Origin of the sequence: Mesorhizobium sp. B4-1-4, assembly GCF_006439395.2 — a bacterium.
Classification (GTDB): domain Bacteria; phylum Pseudomonadota; class Alphaproteobacteria; order Rhizobiales; family Rhizobiaceae; genus Mesorhizobium.
Map to the genome: position 1 here is coordinate 2,745,637 of NZ_CP083950.1, position 17,237 is coordinate 2,762,873.

Sequence of the window (17,237 nt, forward strand, 5' to 3'; positions counted from 1 at the left end):
CCTACGCGATCTTACGGCCATAATGTCCGTGGCCGTGTGGCCGCGAGACGGGCAGCGACAGGCGCCAGGCCGCGAAGTCCAGGCGGATCGCGCCCTTCTGCGTATCGGCCGGCAGGGCCAGCGGCACGCCGCGCCCGGGCGGTGCCGCCCGACGGCCAGCGCGGCCGAGCGACAATTTCGGGCTGACCGAAGCGATCAGCCGCAGCATCATCAGGGCTTCCCACATCACCGTGCTTCCATTGGGGTATCGAAGGGTGGGATGGCGGTACAGGACCGCCATCCCACAAGCCCGGCCGGCCCGAGAACGGGTTGGACACCGGGCCGGCCGGCGCAGCCAGCCAGGATTATCCGCCGTTCCCGGGCTGGGGCGGCGGCGGGTCATCATTGGGCAGGCCGCCTTGGCCGGCTGCGTCATCCGGCGGGCCGCCCTGGGGACCGGGGGGTGGTCCGTGCGGGCGTTCCGCCGAAGCGAGGATTTCGAGCTGTTCGGGCGTAAGCTTGGCGCGCAGCACGGCGATCGCATCCTTCAGCTTGGCGGCCGAGGCCGCGCGCGCCGTGACGTCGTCGGCCAGCCTCTCCTGGAAGGCGAAGGGATCGGCCTTGCCGCCCGGACCCGCATCGGGGCCCTTGGCCTCGGAGCCGCCAGGACCATGATCGGGACGCGCAAGCAGCGCCTGCAGCGCGCTGGTGTAGTCGCGCCACGCGTCGAGCTGCTCGCTGCGGATGCCGACGCGCGTCTCCAGCACTGCCAGCCGGGCCGCCAGCATGAAATCCGGCGGCAGTCCCATGCGACGGGGGCCGAAACCTTCCGGGCCAAAGCCCTGCCCGCCCCAACCCTGCGGACCCCAACCCCGTGGACCGTGCCGCATCGGCCCATGCGGGCCAAAGCCCTGCGGGCCCGGCCCGTTCTGGCCGCACAAGGCCATCGGCCCATGGTCAGGCCCATCCTGCATAGCCATGGCTGGCGGCCCACCGGGCGCGCCGGGATCGGACTGCGCGGCCAGAGCGGGGTGGATAGCGGCGACGGAAAACAGGCCGAGCGCAAGAAGTCTGCTTCGCATGACGGTGTTCCTTTCTCTCATGCATCGGATGGCCATGACGATAGGAAGGCTGTTTGTCCGCTTCGCGTCGGCATGTTGCCGAAGGTTTCCGCAACGGGGCAATTTGTTTCCGAATGTTTCCAACGGCCCGCTGGCAACATTGCGTTGCAATTTTCCATGCCGCTGGCGCGCGCTCTTCCTATAATCACGGTCGAGCAAGGGGGCACGAGCATGCAGTCACATCCCCACATCCTCGTCGTTGACGACGACCGCGAGATCAGGACGCTTCTCGGCCGCTATCTCGACGGCCAGGGTTTCCGCGTCTCGGTGGCGGCGGACCGGCGCGAGTGCGAGCAGAAGCTGGCCTCCGGCCAGTTCGACCTCGTCGTGCTCGACGTCATGCTGCCGGACGGGTCGGGGCTCGATATCTGCCGCGCCTTGCGCGACCGCAAGCCGCAGATCCCGGTAATCCTGCTGACGGCGCTGAAGGAGGATGTGGACCGCATCATCGGCCTGGAACTCGGCGCCGACGACTATCTCGGCAAGCCCTTCAACCCGCGCGAACTCACCGCCCGCATCCGCGCCGTGCTGCGGCGCGCAACGCCCGAGGAAGCGCCAGCCCCCCGCCCGCGCATCTACCGCTTCGCCAGCTACCGGCTGGAGCCCGACACCCGCAAGGTGACGGATGCCCGAGGCGAGCTTATCGACCTCACCGGCGCGGAATTCGATCTCTTGCAGGTTTTCCTCGACCGCCCCGGCAGGTTGTTGTCGCGTGACCAGCTGCTCGATCTCACGCAAGGGCGCGAGCGTGATCCGCTGGAACGCTCGGTCGACGTGCTGATGAGCCGGCTGCGCCGCAAATTCGCCGATGCCGGCGACGGGCCGCTGTTCAAGACCGTTCGCAATGGCGGCTACCAGCTCACCGCGCGGGTCGAGGCGGTGGAGGCGCAGGCGTGAATTCGCTGCGCCGCCGCCTTATCCTGCTGCTGGTCATCTCGATCGTCGGCGTCGTCGGCCTGGCGACAGCGGCCGTGCTCAGCGTGCGCGGCGGCGGGCCGCCGCCAGAGCTGACCGTGCCGTGGGTCGCCCAGCAGATGGAGCTCGTCGCGCGGCTGCTGCCGGGGCCCATTCCGGACGTGCTGAGGGTGCAGTTCGCCGAGCGTCCGGCCGGCGGCAAGGTCGATCGTGCGGAAACGGCGATGCTCAACGACATCCTGCACCGCCGCGGCCTCGACTTGCTGGCCATCATCAGCGCGAAGCCGGACCAACCCGGCCAGATCGCATCGGTGCAACTGCCCGACAGCCGCTGGGCGATCATGCAGGTGCCGCACCTCAAGCCGCCCGGGCGCGAATGGCTGGTGCTGGCCGGCTGGATCTCGCTGATCGTGGCCGGCGCCACGGCCGTCTCGGTCTATTTCACCGCCGTGCTGATCCGGCCGCTGGAAATGCTGGAGGCCGCCGTCTCCAAGATCGGCAGCGACGGCATGCTGGCCGCGGTGCCGGAAGTCGGTTCGGCCGAGGTCAAGGCGACGGCGCACGCGCTTAACCAACTCTCGTCGCGGCTGAAGACATCAATGGAAAGCCGCATGCGGCTGGTGGCCGCCGCCGGCCATGATTTGCGCACGCCGATGACGCGCATGCGGCTGCGCGCAGAATTCCTCGACGAGGAGCGCGACAAATGGCTCCACGACCTCGACGAGCTCGACCGCATCGCCGACAGCGCCATCCGCCTGGTGCGCGAGGAGGTGAACCAGGATGCCGTCGAGCCGATCGACCTGGAGAAGATGGTGCGCGACATATCAGCCGAAATGGCCTCGCTCGGCCATGCCGTCTCGATCGGGCATCTGGACAAGGTCTCGATCCGCGCCGGCGCGCTCGGCCTGCGGCGCGCGCTGCGCAACCTGATCGTCAACGCCGCCACCCACGGCAAGGCCTGCACCATCACCCTTGCCATCACCGACAGGCGCGCGGTCCTGACTATTTTCGACAACGGCCCGGGCATTCCGTCCGACCTCATCAACAAGGCGTTCGAGCCCTTCTTCCGCGTCGACCCCGGCCGCCAGCAATCCATTCCCGGCGCCGGACTGGGCCTCGCCATCGCCAAGGAAATCATCGAGCGCTACGGCGGCACGGTCACGCTGGAGAACCGCACGGGCGGCGGACTGGCACAGACGGTGCTGTTCGCCGCGGCGTGAGCGTCGGCGCCGTTCGCCCCGCCCGAAGCCGATGGCGACCGGCGTCTACTTCTCGTGCATCTTCGGCGTGCGGACTGATATGCTCCCGGCAACGGCTTGCGGATCGAATGGGAGCGCGCGGAGATGTCGATCAAGGTAATCGGAACTGGCTTCGGCCGAACGGGAACGGATTCAATGCGCGAGGCGCTGGCCATTCTCGGCTTCGGCCCCTGTCATCACATGCATGAAGTGATGGGCAACGAGGAGCAGAAACGGATGTGGCGTGCGCTGGCCCAAGGTGCCGCGCCGGACTGGAACCAGCTGCTCTCGGGATATGCCTCCTGTCTGGACTGGCCCTCGGCGTACTACTGGCGTGAACTGATCGAATTCTATCCGGATGCCAGGGTGATCCTGACCTACCGCTCGGCCGAAAGCTGGTGGGAGAGTTTCGAAAAAACGATCGCGGCGGCACTTAAGCAAAGCGTGGATCAGGAATCGCTGGGCGTTGCCCTGATCGCCAGGCAGGTGTTCGGCGGGCGGCCCGGCGATCGGGCGCATGCCATTGCCTGTTACGAGGCCAATGTCCGTGCGGTGTACGCCAGGGTTGCACCGGAGCGGCTGCTGGTCCATGCACTCGGCGATGGCTGGGAACCGCTGTGCAGCCATCTCGGCGTTGCGATACCGGATCAGGATTATCCCAACCGCAACGCCACCGAGAGCTTCAGGTCGAGATTTTCGCTGAACTGATCTGGACGAATGCCGGCGGTGCCGGGCCCCGGCGAATCTGGGTTCCTCGCCCCCTCTGGCGTGGGGCGAGGAAAAAGCGCGGCGTTTTTACCCCGCCATCGCCAGTGGCACGGCGCTCTTGTTGGGGATCTGGATGTCGATTTCCAGCGTCGACATGGTTTCGCCGCGGTCCATCGAGACCTGGATGTAGTCCTGGTCGATCTGCACATGCTTGGCGATGACAGCCAGTATCTCTTCGCGCAGAACCGAAACGAGATCGGGCTGACCACGGCTGCGGCGCTCGTAGGCGAGCAGCACCTGCAGCCGCTCGCGCGCCACCGGCGCGCTGGTGCGCCGCTTGAAGAGGTCGAGGATGCTCATGCGGCCCTCCTTCCGAGAAGCCGGTCGAGGAAGCCCTTGCGCTCGAAGGGAACGATCACCGGCAGGTCTTCGCCTTCCAGGCGCCGGGCCGCTTCGAGATAGGCCTTGGCGGCGGCGTTGGTGGGTTCGGAGAGCGTCACCGGCGCGCCGAGGTTGGAGGCTCTCAGCACGTCCTGGCTCTCGGGAATGATGCCGAGCAGCGGCACCGAGAGGATCTCGAGCACGTCGTCGATCGACAGCATCTCGCCGCGCGCCGCGCGCGCCGCGTCATAGCGCGTGACCAGCACGTGCTTGGCGATGTGCTCGCCCTGTTCGGCGCGCATGGTGCGGGCGTCGAGCAGGCCGATGATGCGGTCGGAATCGCGCACCGACGACACTTCCGGGTTTGTGACGATGACCGCCTCGTCGGCGAAGCGCATGGCGAGCTGCGCGCCACGCTCGATGCCGGCCGGGCTGTCGCAGAACACATAGTCGAACACCTGGCGCAGTCGGGCGATGACTTCGGCCACACCCTCCTCGGTCAGCGCGTCCTTGTCGCGCGTCTGCGAGGCCGGCAGCAGATAGAGCGTCTCCAGCCGCTTGTCGCGGATCAGCGCCTGCGACAGCTTGGCGGTGCCCTGGATGACGTTGACGAGGTCGAACACCACGCGCCGCTCGGCGCCCATGATGAGGTCGAGGTTCCTGAGGCCGACGTCGAAATCGACCAGCGCCACCTTCTTGCCGGTCTTGGCCACGGCAGCGCCGAGTGCGGCCGTCGAGGTCGTCTTGCCGACGCCCCCCTTGCCCGAAGTGACCACCACTACCTTGCCCATATAAATCCAGCCTCCGTTGGCGTTTTTATGTTTTCGTTTCGCCGTGGCCAGCACGGCGCCTGATCAGAACCGCCGACACTCGCACGCGAAGCCGGCCCGAAGCTTGCGCCTCGGGAGCCGGCCTCAGCCGAGCGGCAACACGCACAGCGCATCGTTTTCGAGGAAGGCCTGCACCGCCTTGCCGCGCGACACCCCTTCCATCTCCTCGGCCGTGGTGTACCAGCCGTCGACCGCGAGCAGCTCCGCCTCGTTCTTGCGGCAGAAGATGCGCGCCGAAATATTGCCTTCCGAGCCCGCGATCGCCCGGCCGCGCAGCGTGCCGTAGACATGGATCGAGCCGCCGGCGACGATCTCGGAACCCGACGCCACCGAGCCAAGCACGATGACGTCGCCGTGCGGATGGAAGACCGACTGTCCGGAACGGATCGGCGCCTTGATCATCAGCGTGCCAGCGGCGGGTTCGGGGGGCATCTGGACAGCACCCTGCCCCACCCTTGGAGCCTCGGTCCCGGCCGCATCCGTTGTTGCCGCCTCCGTCCGGGCCACCGCCGTCCGGGCCGGTTCGATCCGGACCGCTTCGAGCCTTGCCAGCGCGGGATCCGCCATCTCGTCCTTCGAGGCCTGCAAGGCCTCAGCATGGACCGCATTTTGCCCTGACGGTTCCGCCCGGGCCGGCGCCTCGGCGGCCGCCGCCTCCAGCTCTTCCGCCCGCGCCTTGCGCGCGGCCCGGCCAAGCAGCCCCTCCGCCGTCGCCTCCTTGGCGCCGGCCAGCAGCGGCGGCAGGTCAGGCCCGAGCGAAGCACCCTCCATCTCGATGGCATAGACACGGATGCCGCGCGCCCCAAGCGCGGCGACCAGCAGCGCGATGTCCTCGACGGCAGGCTTCAGCACATTGAGATCGAGCACCACCGGCCGCCCGGAAAAATAGCCCGGCGAATTGCCGATCCAGTGATCCAGCCCTTCCAGCCAATCAGAAATCGGCGCCTCCGGCGTCAGCGTGAACGCGACGAAGGAGCGGGCGCGGAAACGAATGGATTTGGCCTCGAGGGGGGCGGCAAAGGTCACGGCTGGCGAATCCTTACTCAATGGTTAAAGGGTGCCGGCGGAATGGTTAACAAATGGTTAATGGAGGCGATCAACTTGGCAGCCAGGAAGAGAATTCAAGGTCGGCCGAGTGCCGGTACCGCATGCCTGCCTATGACGCCGCGAATGTCTTCATTGGGCCAAAAGCGGAACGTCCGCTTTCGGGAGATTGGCTGGAAAGTCGCCTTTCCAGTGTGGCGCCCGTGCGGTCATGCCCATTGTTTCCAGGCGTTCTGCTGGTCCGACCGCGATGCACCGAGCGCCCGAAGCACTGCCTCGATGGTCAGTTGCGTCAATTCGGGCCGGGGGCCACGATCGAGAATGCCTCGCGTCACCTGCAGCCATATACCCGTGACGATGTCCACCGCGAGCTCCGCGTCGCGTATGCTCATTCGATCCTGGGCTATTGCCTGAGTGATATCCGCCTTCAGATTCGCCCGAATACCACGCGCATACTCGGCGCGCGACTGAGAACTCTGAACGACCAGCCTTGCCCAATTCGGGTCCGAAATCGCCTTTTCCAGGAACTTCGCGAAGGCGAAAGACAGGCGTTTGAGAGGATCCTCCAGTGCGAGGCGTGCATCCGTCAGCACCGCGTCGAAGCTCTCGCCGAGTTTCTCCCCTACAGCCGCGGCCAGTTCGTCGATGCTCTGGAAATGGTAGTAGAAGGTACCCTTCGCGACCCCGGCTGCCTCCACCACGGCATCGATCGTAACGGCCTCGCGAGGGCGTTCTCCCATCAGCATCATCCCGGCATCCAAGATCAGCGTACGTGTTCTTTCCCGCTTCTCCCGTCCGATCTCCGCTCTGCGTGCCAAATCAACCTTTGCCATCCGTCCAGCCTTTTTTGCATTGCACCATTACGCAAATTTCATATTGACCAAATAGTCGATTTGACGCATTTGTACAATCCGAAACTTGCCCAGCGAGCCGGGCAGCAGCTCGAGCTCCGGTGTTCGCAACACAAGCGTATCTGACAATAAGGAATGGCATCAATGAATGTTCAGTCCCAGCACTTCAAATCAAGGCCGCTGCCGTTCGAATGCATTGCCCTGGTGCTGCAAGGTGGAGGCGCGCTCGGGGCCTACCAAGCGGGAGTCTATGAAGCTCTTGCGGAAGCCGACATTCATCCGGACTGGGTTGCCGGCGTGTCCATCGGTTCCATCAACGCGGCAATCATTGCCGGTAACGCGCCTTCCGAACGGGTCTCAAAGCTGCGTGCGTTCTGGCGCGAGATCACGGCGAACCCTCTGCTCGACTGGGCTAGCACTGCAGATGCGCTGGCTCCCAAAGGCGACCTGTCCCGCGCGATCTTCAATCAGTTCAGCGCGGCTTGCGCGGCAATAGCCGGCGCGCCGGGCTTTTTCAGCCTCCGGCAACCCGCTCCCTGGCTCCGCCCGGGTGGAGCAATCGAGGGCACAAGTTTTTACGAAACCACCCACCTGAAGAGCACGCTTGAGCGGCTCGTCGACTTTGACCGGATCAACGCAGGCGGTATGCGTTTCAGCGCAGGCGCAGTCAACGTGTGCACGGGTAATTTCGTCTACTTCGACAATCAAACCCATACGATCCGTCCAGAGCACGTGATGGCCAGCGGCTCGCTCCCGCCAGGCTTCCCGGCCATTGAGATCGAGGGGGAATTCTACTGGGACGGCGGCCTCATCTCGAACACTCCGTTGCAATGGGTGGCCGAGAACGGGCCTCGGCAGGACACGCTCGCCTTCCAGGTGGACCTATGGAGCGCCCAGGGTGATTTTCCTCGCAATCTTGCCGACGTGGCGACCAGGCAGAAGGAAATCCAGTATTCCAGCCGCACGCGCGCCAACACCGAGCAGTTCAAGCAGCAGCAGCGGTCCCGGCACGCGCTTGCGGGCTTACTCGCAAAGCTTCCCGCCGACCTGCTCGGCAGCGATGAAGCCACCATGCTGAGCTCTCTTGCCGACCACAAGGTCTACAAATTGGTTCACCTGATCTATCGGTCCAGACAGTACGAGACGCACTCGAAGGATTACGAATTCTCCAGGCTGTCGATGGAGGACCATTGGCAAGCCGGTTACCACGACGCGGTGCGCACGCTGCGTCAGCCAGAGGCACTGGGCAGACCGGACAATCTGGAGGGAGTCAGCACGTACGATCTCGCCGAGGACGGACACGAGTAGCGGCCGCGACGCGGCTGCGCGATCGAGATCGTGCTCCAATCCTCCAAGCTCAAACGGGCTTCTCCTGAAACCCAGCAGACCGCTTCACCCAAGGAACACCAGCCATGAACCAAGACACTGTCAGGGAAACGGCCTTTGCCATGCCTCTGACCAACCCCGCCTATCCAGTCGGTCCATATCGTTTCCGAAATCGCGAGTATCTGATCATCACCTATCGGACGGATCCGAGGAAGTTGCGCGAGCTTGTGCCGGAGCCGCTTGATGTGCCCGACCCGTTGGTGAAGTTCGAGTTCATACGCATGCCCGACTCTTCGGGCTTTGGCGACTACACGGAAAGTGGACAGGTCATTCCTGTCTCCTTTCGCGGCCGCCATGGCAGCTACACCCATTGCATGTTTCTTGACGATCACCCGCCGATCGCAGGTGGCCGCGAACTGTGGGGTTTCCCGAAGAAGCTGGCCAGTCCCACGCTCCGCGTGGAGACCGATACTCTTGTGGGCACGCTCGACTACGGCCCGGTCCGCGTCGCCACCGCAACGATGGGCTACAAGCATCGGGCTGCCGAACTCGCATCCGTAAGGACCTCACTCAGCGGACCCAATTTCCTGCTTAAGATCATCCCCCATGTCGACGGCAGGCCGCGCATCTGTGAACTGGTCGAATACCGTTTGGAAGACATCGATCTCAAGGAAGCCTGGCACGGCCCGGCATCGCTCGATCTTTGGTCGCACGCGCTCGCCCCGGTGGCAGAGCTGCCGGTTCTGGAAGTGGTATCGGCGATGCACATCGTTGCCGATCTGACCCTGCCGCTCGGCACGGTCGTCCATGACTATCTTGCCGACACGAAGCCACTGTTTGGCAAAGGAAAAACCCATGCGTTCGCTGAATGAAACGTTGTCGGTGAAGCAGGCTGCGAATCCCGGCGGCCGTCTTATGGACAAGGTCGTGATGATCACTGGAGCCGCGAGCGGCATCGGCAGGGAAATTGCACTCACCTTTGCCAGTGAGGGGGCAATGGTGGTCATCGCGGATCTCGATCGGCAGGCGGCCCAAAGGACCGCGGCTGAGATCGATCCCACGGGCAAACGTGCGCTCGGAGTCGCGATGGACGTCGGCGATGAGGAGCAAGTCGAAATCGGCATGGGCCAAGCGATCCAGGCCTTCGGCCGGTTGGACGTCCTGGTCAGCAATGCCGGTGTCCAGATCGTCGGCCCACTCGTCGAATTCGAATTCGCAAAATGGAAGAAACTCCTTTCCATCCACCTCGATGGCGCCTTCCTGACCACCCGCGCCGCCTTGCGGCAGATGTACAAGCAGAACAGCGGCAGCATCATCTACATGGGATCGGTACATTCCAAGGAAGCATCGCCGCTCAAAGCGGCTTATGTGACAGCCAAGCATGGCCTGATCGGTCTGGCTAAGGTCGTAGCGAAGGAGGGTGCCGCCCATGGAGTTCGTGCCAATGTGATCTGCCCCGGTTTCGTTCGCACGCCGCTGGTGGAAAAGCAGATTCCGGAACAGGCCCGCGCGTTCGGGATATCTGAAGCGGAAGTCGTCAAGAACATCATGCTGAAGGAGACCGTCGACGGCGAGTTCACGACTGTTCAGGACGTGGCGGAAGCAGCGTTGTTTCTGGCGGCCTTCCCGTCTAGCGCGCTGACCGGGCAGTCGCTGGTGGTCAGCCACGGATGGTCCATGCAGTAGCCAAGACTTTGGAACCGAGCCGGCGACGAGACATGGGGGCCGTGAAGCGCTGCGGACGTCGGCCAGTTGATGGGCTTGGCGGCCCTGGGCGGGTCTCGCTTCCCATCTCCTTCGAATGGCCTTCCATTCGCCATGGCCTTTTTGCATGGCATGATTGCGCGTAACTCATATTGACTATATAGTCGATTTGACTTACTAGTATAAATCGAAATGAGCCACTCAGTTCGGCCCGTGGCTCGCCTTTTTCAGTTCCCTGCAACCCGATCTTTCGAGCGGAGGCTTCCATGCGCCTGTCGTGGCGTCTTTCCCTTTTGGCCGGCATCGCCGGCCTTTGTCTTGCCGGCTGTTCACAAAAGGAGGCCGAGGCGCCGGCAGCGCCACGAACGGCGCGCGTGGTGGTGATAACGCCTCACAAGTTCATGCTGGTGGCGCAAGGCGCCGGCCGTATCCAATCGCGCTATGTCAGCCAGGTAGGCTTCGAGGTCGGCGGCCGGCTTGTCTCACGTGATGCCGATGCCGGCGCAACGGTCAAGAAGGGCCAGAAGCTCGCCGCACTGAGCGCGGTGGATTACCAGAACAAGGTGACCGCCACGGCGGCGGACCTCGACGCGGCCAAGGCCGCGCTCGTCCAGGCCGCCGCCCAGGAGGACAGGTTTCGGCTCCTGCTCGGGAAGGGCTTCGCCACGCATTCGCAGTATGACGACGCGCTGAAGTCACTGCGCAGCGCGCAGGCGCAAGTTCAGGCGAGCGACGCCAATCTGCGCATCGCCCAGAACCAGCTCGCCTATACGGAGCTCAAGGCGCCCGACGACGGCATCGTGACCGCGACCGGGGCAGACCCGGGCCAGGTGGTGGTCGCCGGACAGATGGTGATCGAGATTTCGCGCAATGACGAGCGCGAAGCTGTCTTTGCCGTAGCGAGCGAGGACGTCATCAGGGCAAGCCTTGGCATGCCGGTGAACGTTGCGCTTCAGGCCCACCCTGAAATCGCGGTGACCGGCACGGTCCGCGAGATTTCGCCCGAGGCCGACAGCGCCACGGGCACCTATCAGGTGAAGGTTGCCATGCCTGCTCCGCCCCCGCAAATGCGGCTGGGAGCAATCGTCGTCGGTCGGGTCGAAAGCGACCAGGGTCACATGGTTGCGACACTTCCCCCGAGCGCGCTGCTGCAGTCGGGAAACGAGCCGCAAGTTTGGGTGGTCGGCAAAGACGACAAGGTCGAGCGTCGCAAGGTCCAACTGCTGCAGTTCGATGCAAATTCCGTCACCGTGAGCGAGGGACTGTCCGCGGGCGACAAGGTGGTGGTCGCCGGCGTGAACTCGCTGGCTGACGGCGAAGTGGTCAAGCCCAATGCGGAGGTCGAGTGATGGCCAGCTTCAACCTTTCCGAATGGGCCGTTCACAACCGCTCGATCGTCGTCTTCCTGATGCTCGTCTGCGTGGCGGCTGGTATCACCTCCTACGAGCGTCTCGGTCGTCAGGAAGACCCGGATTTCACGGTGCAGACCATGGTGGTCCAGGCAAACTGGCCCGGGGCCACCGCGGCTGACACGATGCAGCAGGTGACGGACCGGATCGAGAAGAAGCTCGAGGAAACTCCGAACCTCGACTACCTCAAAAGCTACACCAAGCCGGGCCAGGCGACGATTTTCGTCTACCTGAAGGAGTCCACCAAGAAACGCGACCTCGACGGCATCTGGTATCAGGTCCGCAAGAAGGTCAGCGACATAAGTCAGACCCTGCCGCAAGGCGTGGTCGGGCCGTTCTTCAATGACGAGTTCGGCGACGTCTTCGGCTCCATCTACGGCATAAGCTATGACGGTTTCAGCCCGCGTCAGGCACGTGATTTCGCCGAGACCGCGCGGGCCGAATTCCTGCGTGCTCCCGACGTAGGCAAGGTCGACATCTATGGCGACCAGGACGAAAAGGTCTATCTGAATTTCTCACCGCAGAAGCTCGCCAACCTGAAGCTCAGCCTCGATGACGTGCTGACGGCGATCGCCCACCAGAATGCCGTCGTGCCTTCCGGAATCATCAACACGCCCAGCGAGAACATGCTGGTCGACATGACCGGCTCCTTGTTGGCACCCGGCGACATAGCCAAGCTCAATTTTTCCGTGAACGGGCGCTTCTACAAGCTCTCGGACATCGCCGAGGTGCAGCGCGGCTATAGCGATCCGCCCAGCAAGATGTTTCGCGTCAACGGCAAGCCGGCCATCGGCATCGGCATCAACATGCGCGACGGCGGCAACAATCTCGACTTCGGCAAGGGACTGCACGCGGTGGCGGAGCGGCTGAAACAGCGCTTCCCGGTCGGCATCGAGCTCAATCTGGTATCGGACCAGCCCGAGGTCGTACGTGAGGCGATTGGCGAATTCACCAAGGCTCTCCTCGAAGCAGTCGCCATCGTGCTCGTCGTGAGCTTCCTCAGCCTCGGCCTGCGCGCCGGCCTGGTGGTCGCCCTGTCCATCCCGCTTGTCCTCGCCATCGTCTTCGCGTTCATGGAAGCGGCGGGAATCAGCCTGCAGCGCATTTCGCTCGGTGCGCTGATCATCGCTCTCGGCCTTCTGGTCGACGACGCCATGATCACGATCGAGATGATGATCTCCAAGATCGAAGAAGGCATGCCGAAGATCAAGGCAGCGACCTTCGCCTATACGTCCACCGCCTTCCCGATGCTGACGGGGACGCTGATCACGCTGCTCGGCTTCCTGCCGATCGGGTTCGCGAACAACAATACCGGGCAATACACCTTCTCGCTGTTCGCCGTCATAGGCGTGGCGCTCATCGCGTCATGGTTCGTGGCCGTCCTCTTCGCGCCGGTGCTCGGGCTGACGCTCTTGCCCAAGCACATGAAAGCGCATGGGGCGGCGGAGCCAGGGCCATTCATGCGGCTGTTCCGACGCCTGCTGGCGTTCGCCATGCGGCACCGTTTTCTCACCATCGCCGCATCCCTCGTTGCCTTTGGCCTCTCGCTCTACGGCATGGGCTTCGTCCAGCAGCAGTTCTTCCCGGCCTCCAACCGGCCTGAACTGCTGGTGACGATGACGCTGCCCAAGAATGCCTCCATCATCGCTACCGAGACCCAAACCAAACGGCTGGAGAAGGCGCTTGCGGGTGACGCCGACATCGACCACTTCTCCTCCTATGTCGGCGGTGGCGCCATCCGGTTCTATCTGCCCCTGGATGTGCAGCTCGACAACGACTTCATGGCCGAGACCGTGGTCGTGGCCAAGGACCTTCAGGCGCGCGATCGTGTGCAGGCCAAACTGCAGGCGCTGTTCGCCGACAAATTTCCGGACGTGACCGCGCGCATTTCGCGCCTGGAACTGGGGCCGCCGGTCGGCTGGCCCGTGCAATACCGGGTGAGCGCGCCTACTCCCGACGACGCCAGGAAATATGGCGAGCAGGTGGCCGATATCCTGCGGGCTTCCGGCCTCGTGCAAACCGTCAACTTCGACTGGGGCGAGAAGAACAAGACGTTGCGCATCGTCGTCGACCAGGACCGCGTCCGGCAGGCGGGGCTTAGCTCCGAACAGCTTTCCCAGGCGCTCAACCGCGTGCTCAACGGCTCGACGGTCACGCAACTGCGCGATTCCATCTACCTGATCGACGTGGTCGCACGTGCCCAGAACGATGAACGCTCCAGCATCGAAGCCCTGCGCCACCTTCAGATCACCACGCCGACGGGCGCATCCGTTCCGTTGCGGGAGCTCGCCGATTTCAAATACGACCTCGATGAAGGATATGTCTGGAGGCGCCGGCGCCTGCCCACGATCACAGTCCAGGCAGAGCCGCTGCCGGGACTGCAGCCGGCCTTCATCCACCAGCACGTTGCCGCCGCGCTGGAGGCGCTTTCCAAGTCGATGCCGGCGGAAACGTCGATCGAGACCGGCGGCACGGTGGAAAAGACCGCGCTCAGCAACGCTGCCCTGCTGGCTCAGTTCCCGCTGATGATCACCCTGATGCTTACGGTGCTGATGGTCCAACTCGGCAGTTTCCGGCAGGTCGCCATGGTTATCAGCGTGGCGCCTCTCGGGCTCATCGGAGTTGCCATCGCGCTGCTGACCACCAGTACGCCGATGGGCTTCATCGCGACGCTCGGCATCATTGCGCTCGCCGGCATGATCATCCGCAACTCGGTGATCCTGGTGCACCAGATCGAGCATGAGCGGGCCCAGGGGGTCGAGCCGTGGAAGGCGGTGATCGATGCCACCGTCCACCGGTTCCGGCCGATCATGCTCACCGCGGCCGCGGCGATCCTCGGCATGATCCCGATCATGCACGACGTCTTCTGGGGGCCGATGGCCTACGCCATCGTCGGCGGGCTCGCCGTCGCCACCATGCTGACGCTGGTTTTCCTGCCAGCCCTTTATGTGATGGTGAACGGAATCCGGGAAAGCGACGAGCCGTTGGCGGCGCCCGAGCCCAGCGCCGACGCAATCCCGATCCTGGCCTTGTCGGATCGATAAAGGAGGCAGCCATGCTGGAAACACGCCCCACTCTCCTTGACCGCTTTCTCACGACCGATGCCGCCAGGTGCGCGGAACCCGACGGGACGACGCGCGAATATGTCGACAAGATGCTGGCCGCAGCGCTGCAGGAGGCGCAGTCGGTGGCGCGTTCCTACGACACCAAGGCGCAGATCGTGGGCGTGGGCTACATCCTCGCCCTCAACCTGATCCTGCGCTTCGGCGACCTGCTGCCGTCGCATGCCCCGCTCGGGCCGCTGTTTTACGTGGCCGTCTGGGGGATCGTGATCATGCCGATCGTGCAGTTCGGGCAAGTGCTCTATCCGAGCCGCAGGCGGGCTAACAAGGAACTCAACCGCAAAGTGGCCGGTGCCTGCGCCGTCCCGCCCATCTACTATGTGGATCCCGGATTCTTCGCCGGTGTGCGCGACCTGGTCCACTTGGCCCTGCAATCCGATTGGACCTCGGTGATAGCTGCTGAGTTGCTGAAAACCTCACGCGTAAGGGAGATCAAACAGGCGCGTTTCCACCGCGCCCTGCTGATGACCGTCGTCTCCTTCGCCGTGCTCGGAGGCGAACAGCTTTTTCGCAGCTTCGCCTTAGCTTGAAAAGAAACCACGTCAGGCCCCGATAGCTATGCTGAGGATCATCCTGCTTTGCCTATGTGCAATTCAACTCACAGGCTGCATCGCCGCCTTTCCACGCGATGGCGTGCCTATAGAACGCATGGCTGCCGCCGAAGTGAGCGGCTATCCCCGGGACATACGCGTCTGGGGCGATTCCGACGAAAGTTTCCCGCCCGATCGTCTCGTCGCGTTCCGCGACGAGAGAATCAAAGCGGCAAAGGCCGACTCTTCCATCAAGCTGCGAGAGCTCGACGCGCTTACCATTTCGGGCGGCGGCAGCAGCGGTGCCTTCGGCGCCGGAATCCTGGCGGGCTGGACCAAAGCCGGCACCAGGCCAAGGTTCGACATTGTCACCGGCATCAGCACCGGATCGCTGATCGCGCCCTTCGCGTTCCTTGGCCCGGCTTATGACGATCGCCTGAAGCTTGCCTTCACAACGATCAAGGACGCCAACATCTACACCGAGCATAGCTTCATCGGCGTGCTGTCGAGCGCCTCGATCACCAGCAACGCTCCCCTTGCCAAAATGCTCGACGAAGAAGTTACCGAGGACATGCTCGATCAGATCGCCGCAGAATCCGGCAAGGGACGGAGGCTCTTCATTGGGACGACCAATCTCGATGCGGATCGGCCAGTGATCTGGGACATGGGCGCTATCGCGGCGAGCCGTCGTCCGGACCGGCTGAAGCTCTTCAAGCAAGTCATGCTGGCCTCGACCGCCATTCCAGGGATATTCCCTCCCGTCGAGCTGCAAGTGACCGCCTCCGGCAAAACGTATCACGAAATGCACGTCGATGGCGGCACCAGCAACCAGGTCTTTCTAATGCCCGCCGGCTTGAGCATGCGCGAACTCGATCGGACGTTCCACGCCCGGGTCAAGGCGCGCCTCTATATCATCCGCAATGGCCGAACGACGCCGGTGCCGGGGATCGTGAAGGCCACACTGCCCGACATCGCGGAGAAGGCGGTCTCGTCCCTCATCAAGACGCAAGGGATCGGCGATCTTTACAGGCTTTACGCCATCGCCAGGCGCGACGGCATCGCCTACAACTTCATAGACGTTCCGGCCGACTTCACCGATGAGCCGAAAACCCCGTTCGAGAACAAGTTCATGCGGGCTCTGTTCGAAAAAGGCTATGAAATGGGCCGGGATGGCGTGCCATGGAAAAACGTGCCGCCTCGTTTTTCGAGATGAGCTGGTTCGAGCCGGTGGTCCGGCGGTACCCCGCTGGTCGTTCCGCTCGTTCCGGAAGGTCGGCCTGAACCTTGCCACTAGCTGTTATGCGAGGCGAACGGCGGCTTACCGGACGCCATACGGGACGTTCAATGTCGTGGATGAGGCGCGTTGCTGCCGCTTCGGCAATTTCCCTCAATGCCGCTTAAAATACTGCACCTCCTTCTCATGCTTCTCCGCCGCCTCGCGCGTGTCGAACGTGCCCAGGTTCCGCCGCTTGCCCGTCTTTTCATCCTTCTTGCGTGAATAGAGCCGGTATTTTCCGTCCTTGAGTTTCCTGATCATCGGTCTCTCCTCTTCGAAAAGACGAACGGCCCGGTCGTCGCCGGGCCTTCAGATTGTCAGTCGCGGTGCTCGGGCATGGCTTTCAGCTGGTCCTTGGTCCAGTTGGTCACGGCGTGGACGTCGCCGTCCTCGTCGCGCATGAAATCGAGTTCGCTGGCGGCGACGGCGACCGGCTTGGCGCCGATGCCGAGGAAGCCGCCGACGTCGATGACGACCTGGCTGCCGTGCAGATGGTCGACCGAGCCGATCTTCTCGTCGCGGGGCCCGTAGATGGTGGCGCCTTCGAGCGTGTCCGGGGTCAGTTCGGCCGGGCTCAGCCTGACGTGGTTTGTGTGGTCCATGACTTCAATCTCCTTGGTTGGGGGACAGGGTGAACCTCCGAGGCGGCCAAGGGTTCCGATGCAAGTGAAGGAGCTGTCGCCTATGTCGATGACGCCGTCCAGGCAGCCTTCGCCCGTCAGCCTGGCTGCCCGGCAGCACCGCGCTTTCATGGCCGGCTTCAGCAATTCGGGGAACCGTGCGCGGCGCCTGTCCGCCCGGAA

At 63.8% G+C, this 17,237-nt stretch carries 18 protein-coding genes; 10 read left to right on the plus strand and 8 right to left on the minus strand.

Annotation, left to right across the window (positions count from 1 at the left end; translation table 11 throughout):
• Nucleotide 1: 1 nt before the first annotated feature.
• On the minus strand, nt 2–226 hold the full coding sequence (locus FJW03_RS13310) for a hypothetical protein (RefSeq protein WP_140766104.1): 225 nt from the start codon (nt 224–226) through the stop codon (nt 2–4).
• A gap of 118 nt (nt 227–344) precedes the next feature.
• Nucleotides 345–1,061 (minus strand): hypothetical protein, encoded by a 717-nt coding sequence (locus FJW03_RS13315; protein WP_140766105.1) that lies wholly within the window; start codon nt 1,059–1,061, stop codon nt 345–347.
• A 210-nt stretch (nt 1,062–1,271) separates the two neighbouring features.
• On the opposite strand from FJW03_RS13315, the gene FJW03_RS13320 reads away from it, so the two are divergent.
• The 3 genes from FJW03_RS13320 to FJW03_RS13330 all read left to right on the plus strand — a co-directional run bounded on the left by FJW03_RS13320 (nt 1,272) and on the right by FJW03_RS13330 (nt 3,961).
• Nucleotides 1,272–1,997 carry a response regulator gene (locus FJW03_RS13320; protein ID WP_140766106.1) on the plus strand — a complete coding sequence of 242 codons (726 nt, stop codon included), beginning with the start codon at nt 1,272–1,274 and terminating at the stop codon, nt 1,995–1,997.
• The gene (locus tag FJW03_RS13325; protein ID WP_140766107.1) at nt 1,994–3,235 is read left to right on the plus strand and encodes an ATP-binding protein; all 1,242 of its coding nucleotides are present in this window, start codon (nt 1,994–1,996) and stop codon (nt 3,233–3,235) included. The genes FJW03_RS13320 and FJW03_RS13325 overlap by 4 nt, the downstream gene beginning before the upstream one ends.
• Before the next feature lie 123 nt (nt 3,236–3,358).
• Nucleotides 3,359–3,961 (plus strand): sulfotransferase family protein, encoded by a 603-nt coding sequence (locus tag FJW03_RS13330; protein ID WP_140766108.1) that lies wholly within the window; start codon nt 3,359–3,361, stop codon nt 3,959–3,961.
• Nucleotides 3,962–4,048: 87 nt separating this feature from the next.
• Here the strand turns inward: FJW03_RS13330 and minE are convergent, their stop codons facing one another.
• From minE to FJW03_RS13350, 4 genes are all read right to left on the minus strand, one after another.
• The gene (minE, locus tag FJW03_RS13335) at nt 4,049–4,321 is read right to left on the minus strand and encodes a cell division topological specificity factor MinE (protein WP_140612058.1); all 273 of its coding nucleotides are present in this window, start codon (nt 4,319–4,321) and stop codon (nt 4,049–4,051) included.
• Entirely contained in the window at nt 4,318–5,133 is an 816-nt protein-coding gene (minD, locus tag FJW03_RS13340) for a septum site-determining protein MinD (protein WP_140612060.1), read from the minus strand. Before minD ends, minE begins: the two co-directional genes overlap by 4 nt.
• A gap of 123 nt (nt 5,134–5,256) precedes the next feature.
• Entirely contained in the window at nt 5,257–6,198 is a 942-nt protein-coding gene (gene minC, locus FJW03_RS13345; protein ID WP_140766109.1) for a septum site-determining protein MinC, read from the minus strand.
• A 227-nt stretch (nt 6,199–6,425) separates the two neighbouring features.
• Nucleotides 6,426–7,049 (minus strand): TetR/AcrR family transcriptional regulator, encoded by a 624-nt coding sequence (locus FJW03_RS13350; RefSeq protein ID WP_140766110.1) that lies wholly within the window; start codon nt 7,047–7,049, stop codon nt 6,426–6,428.
• A gap of 162 nt (nt 7,050–7,211) precedes the next feature.
• Between FJW03_RS13350 and FJW03_RS13355 the strand changes: the two genes are divergently transcribed.
• The 7 genes from FJW03_RS13355 to FJW03_RS13385 all read left to right on the plus strand — a co-directional run bounded on the left by FJW03_RS13355 (nt 7,212) and on the right by FJW03_RS13385 (nt 16,371).
• Nucleotides 7,212–8,375 (plus strand): patatin-like phospholipase family protein, encoded by a 1,164-nt coding sequence (locus tag FJW03_RS13355; protein ID WP_140766111.1) that lies wholly within the window; start codon nt 7,212–7,214, stop codon nt 8,373–8,375.
• A gap of 104 nt (nt 8,376–8,479) precedes the next feature.
• Nucleotides 8,480–9,265, plus strand: a complete 786-nt coding sequence (locus tag FJW03_RS13360) for an acetoacetate decarboxylase (protein ID WP_140766112.1) — start codon at nt 8,480–8,482, stop codon at nt 9,263–9,265.
• Between the two features lie 43 nt (nt 9,266–9,308).
• Nucleotides 9,309–10,079, plus strand: coding sequence for a 3-hydroxybutyrate dehydrogenase (locus tag FJW03_RS13365; protein ID WP_226890692.1), 771 nt, complete (start codon nt 9,309–9,311; stop codon nt 10,077–10,079).
• A 284-nt stretch (nt 10,080–10,363) separates the two neighbouring features.
• Nucleotides 10,364–11,446 carry an efflux RND transporter periplasmic adaptor subunit gene (locus FJW03_RS13370; protein WP_140766114.1) on the plus strand — a complete coding sequence of 361 codons (1,083 nt, stop codon included), beginning with the start codon at nt 10,364–10,366 and terminating at the stop codon, nt 11,444–11,446.
• The gene (locus tag FJW03_RS13375) at nt 11,446–14,550 is read left to right on the plus strand and encodes an efflux RND transporter permease subunit (protein WP_319022912.1); all 3,105 of its coding nucleotides are present in this window, start codon (nt 11,446–11,448) and stop codon (nt 14,548–14,550) included. Before FJW03_RS13370 ends, FJW03_RS13375 begins: the two co-directional genes overlap by 1 nt.
• 11 nt (nt 14,551–14,561) lie before the next feature.
• A complete protein-coding gene (locus FJW03_RS13380; RefSeq protein WP_140766116.1) occupies nt 14,562–15,158 on the plus strand; it encodes a hypothetical protein in 597 nt (198 codons plus the stop codon).
• Nucleotides 15,159–15,276: 118 nt separating this feature from the next.
• Nucleotides 15,277–16,371: a patatin-like phospholipase family protein gene (locus FJW03_RS13385; RefSeq protein ID WP_226890650.1), complete on the plus strand. Its 1,095-nt coding sequence runs from the start codon at nt 15,277–15,279 to the stop codon at nt 16,369–16,371.
• Nucleotides 16,372–16,545: 174 nt separating this feature from the next.
• On the opposite strand, the gene FJW03_RS13390 is transcribed toward FJW03_RS13385, so the two are convergent.
• Together FJW03_RS13390 and FJW03_RS13395 are read right to left on the minus strand one after the other, a co-directional pair.
• Nucleotides 16,546–16,695 (minus strand): hypothetical protein, encoded by a 150-nt coding sequence (locus tag FJW03_RS13390; protein ID WP_010910556.1) that lies wholly within the window; start codon nt 16,693–16,695, stop codon nt 16,546–16,548.
• Nucleotides 16,696–16,751: 56 nt separating this feature from the next.
• Nucleotides 16,752–17,036 carry a PRC-barrel domain containing protein gene (locus FJW03_RS13395; RefSeq protein ID WP_140611503.1) on the minus strand — a complete coding sequence of 95 codons (285 nt, stop codon included), beginning with the start codon at nt 17,034–17,036 and terminating at the stop codon, nt 16,752–16,754.
• Between the last annotated feature and the right edge of the window lie 201 nt (nt 17,037–17,237).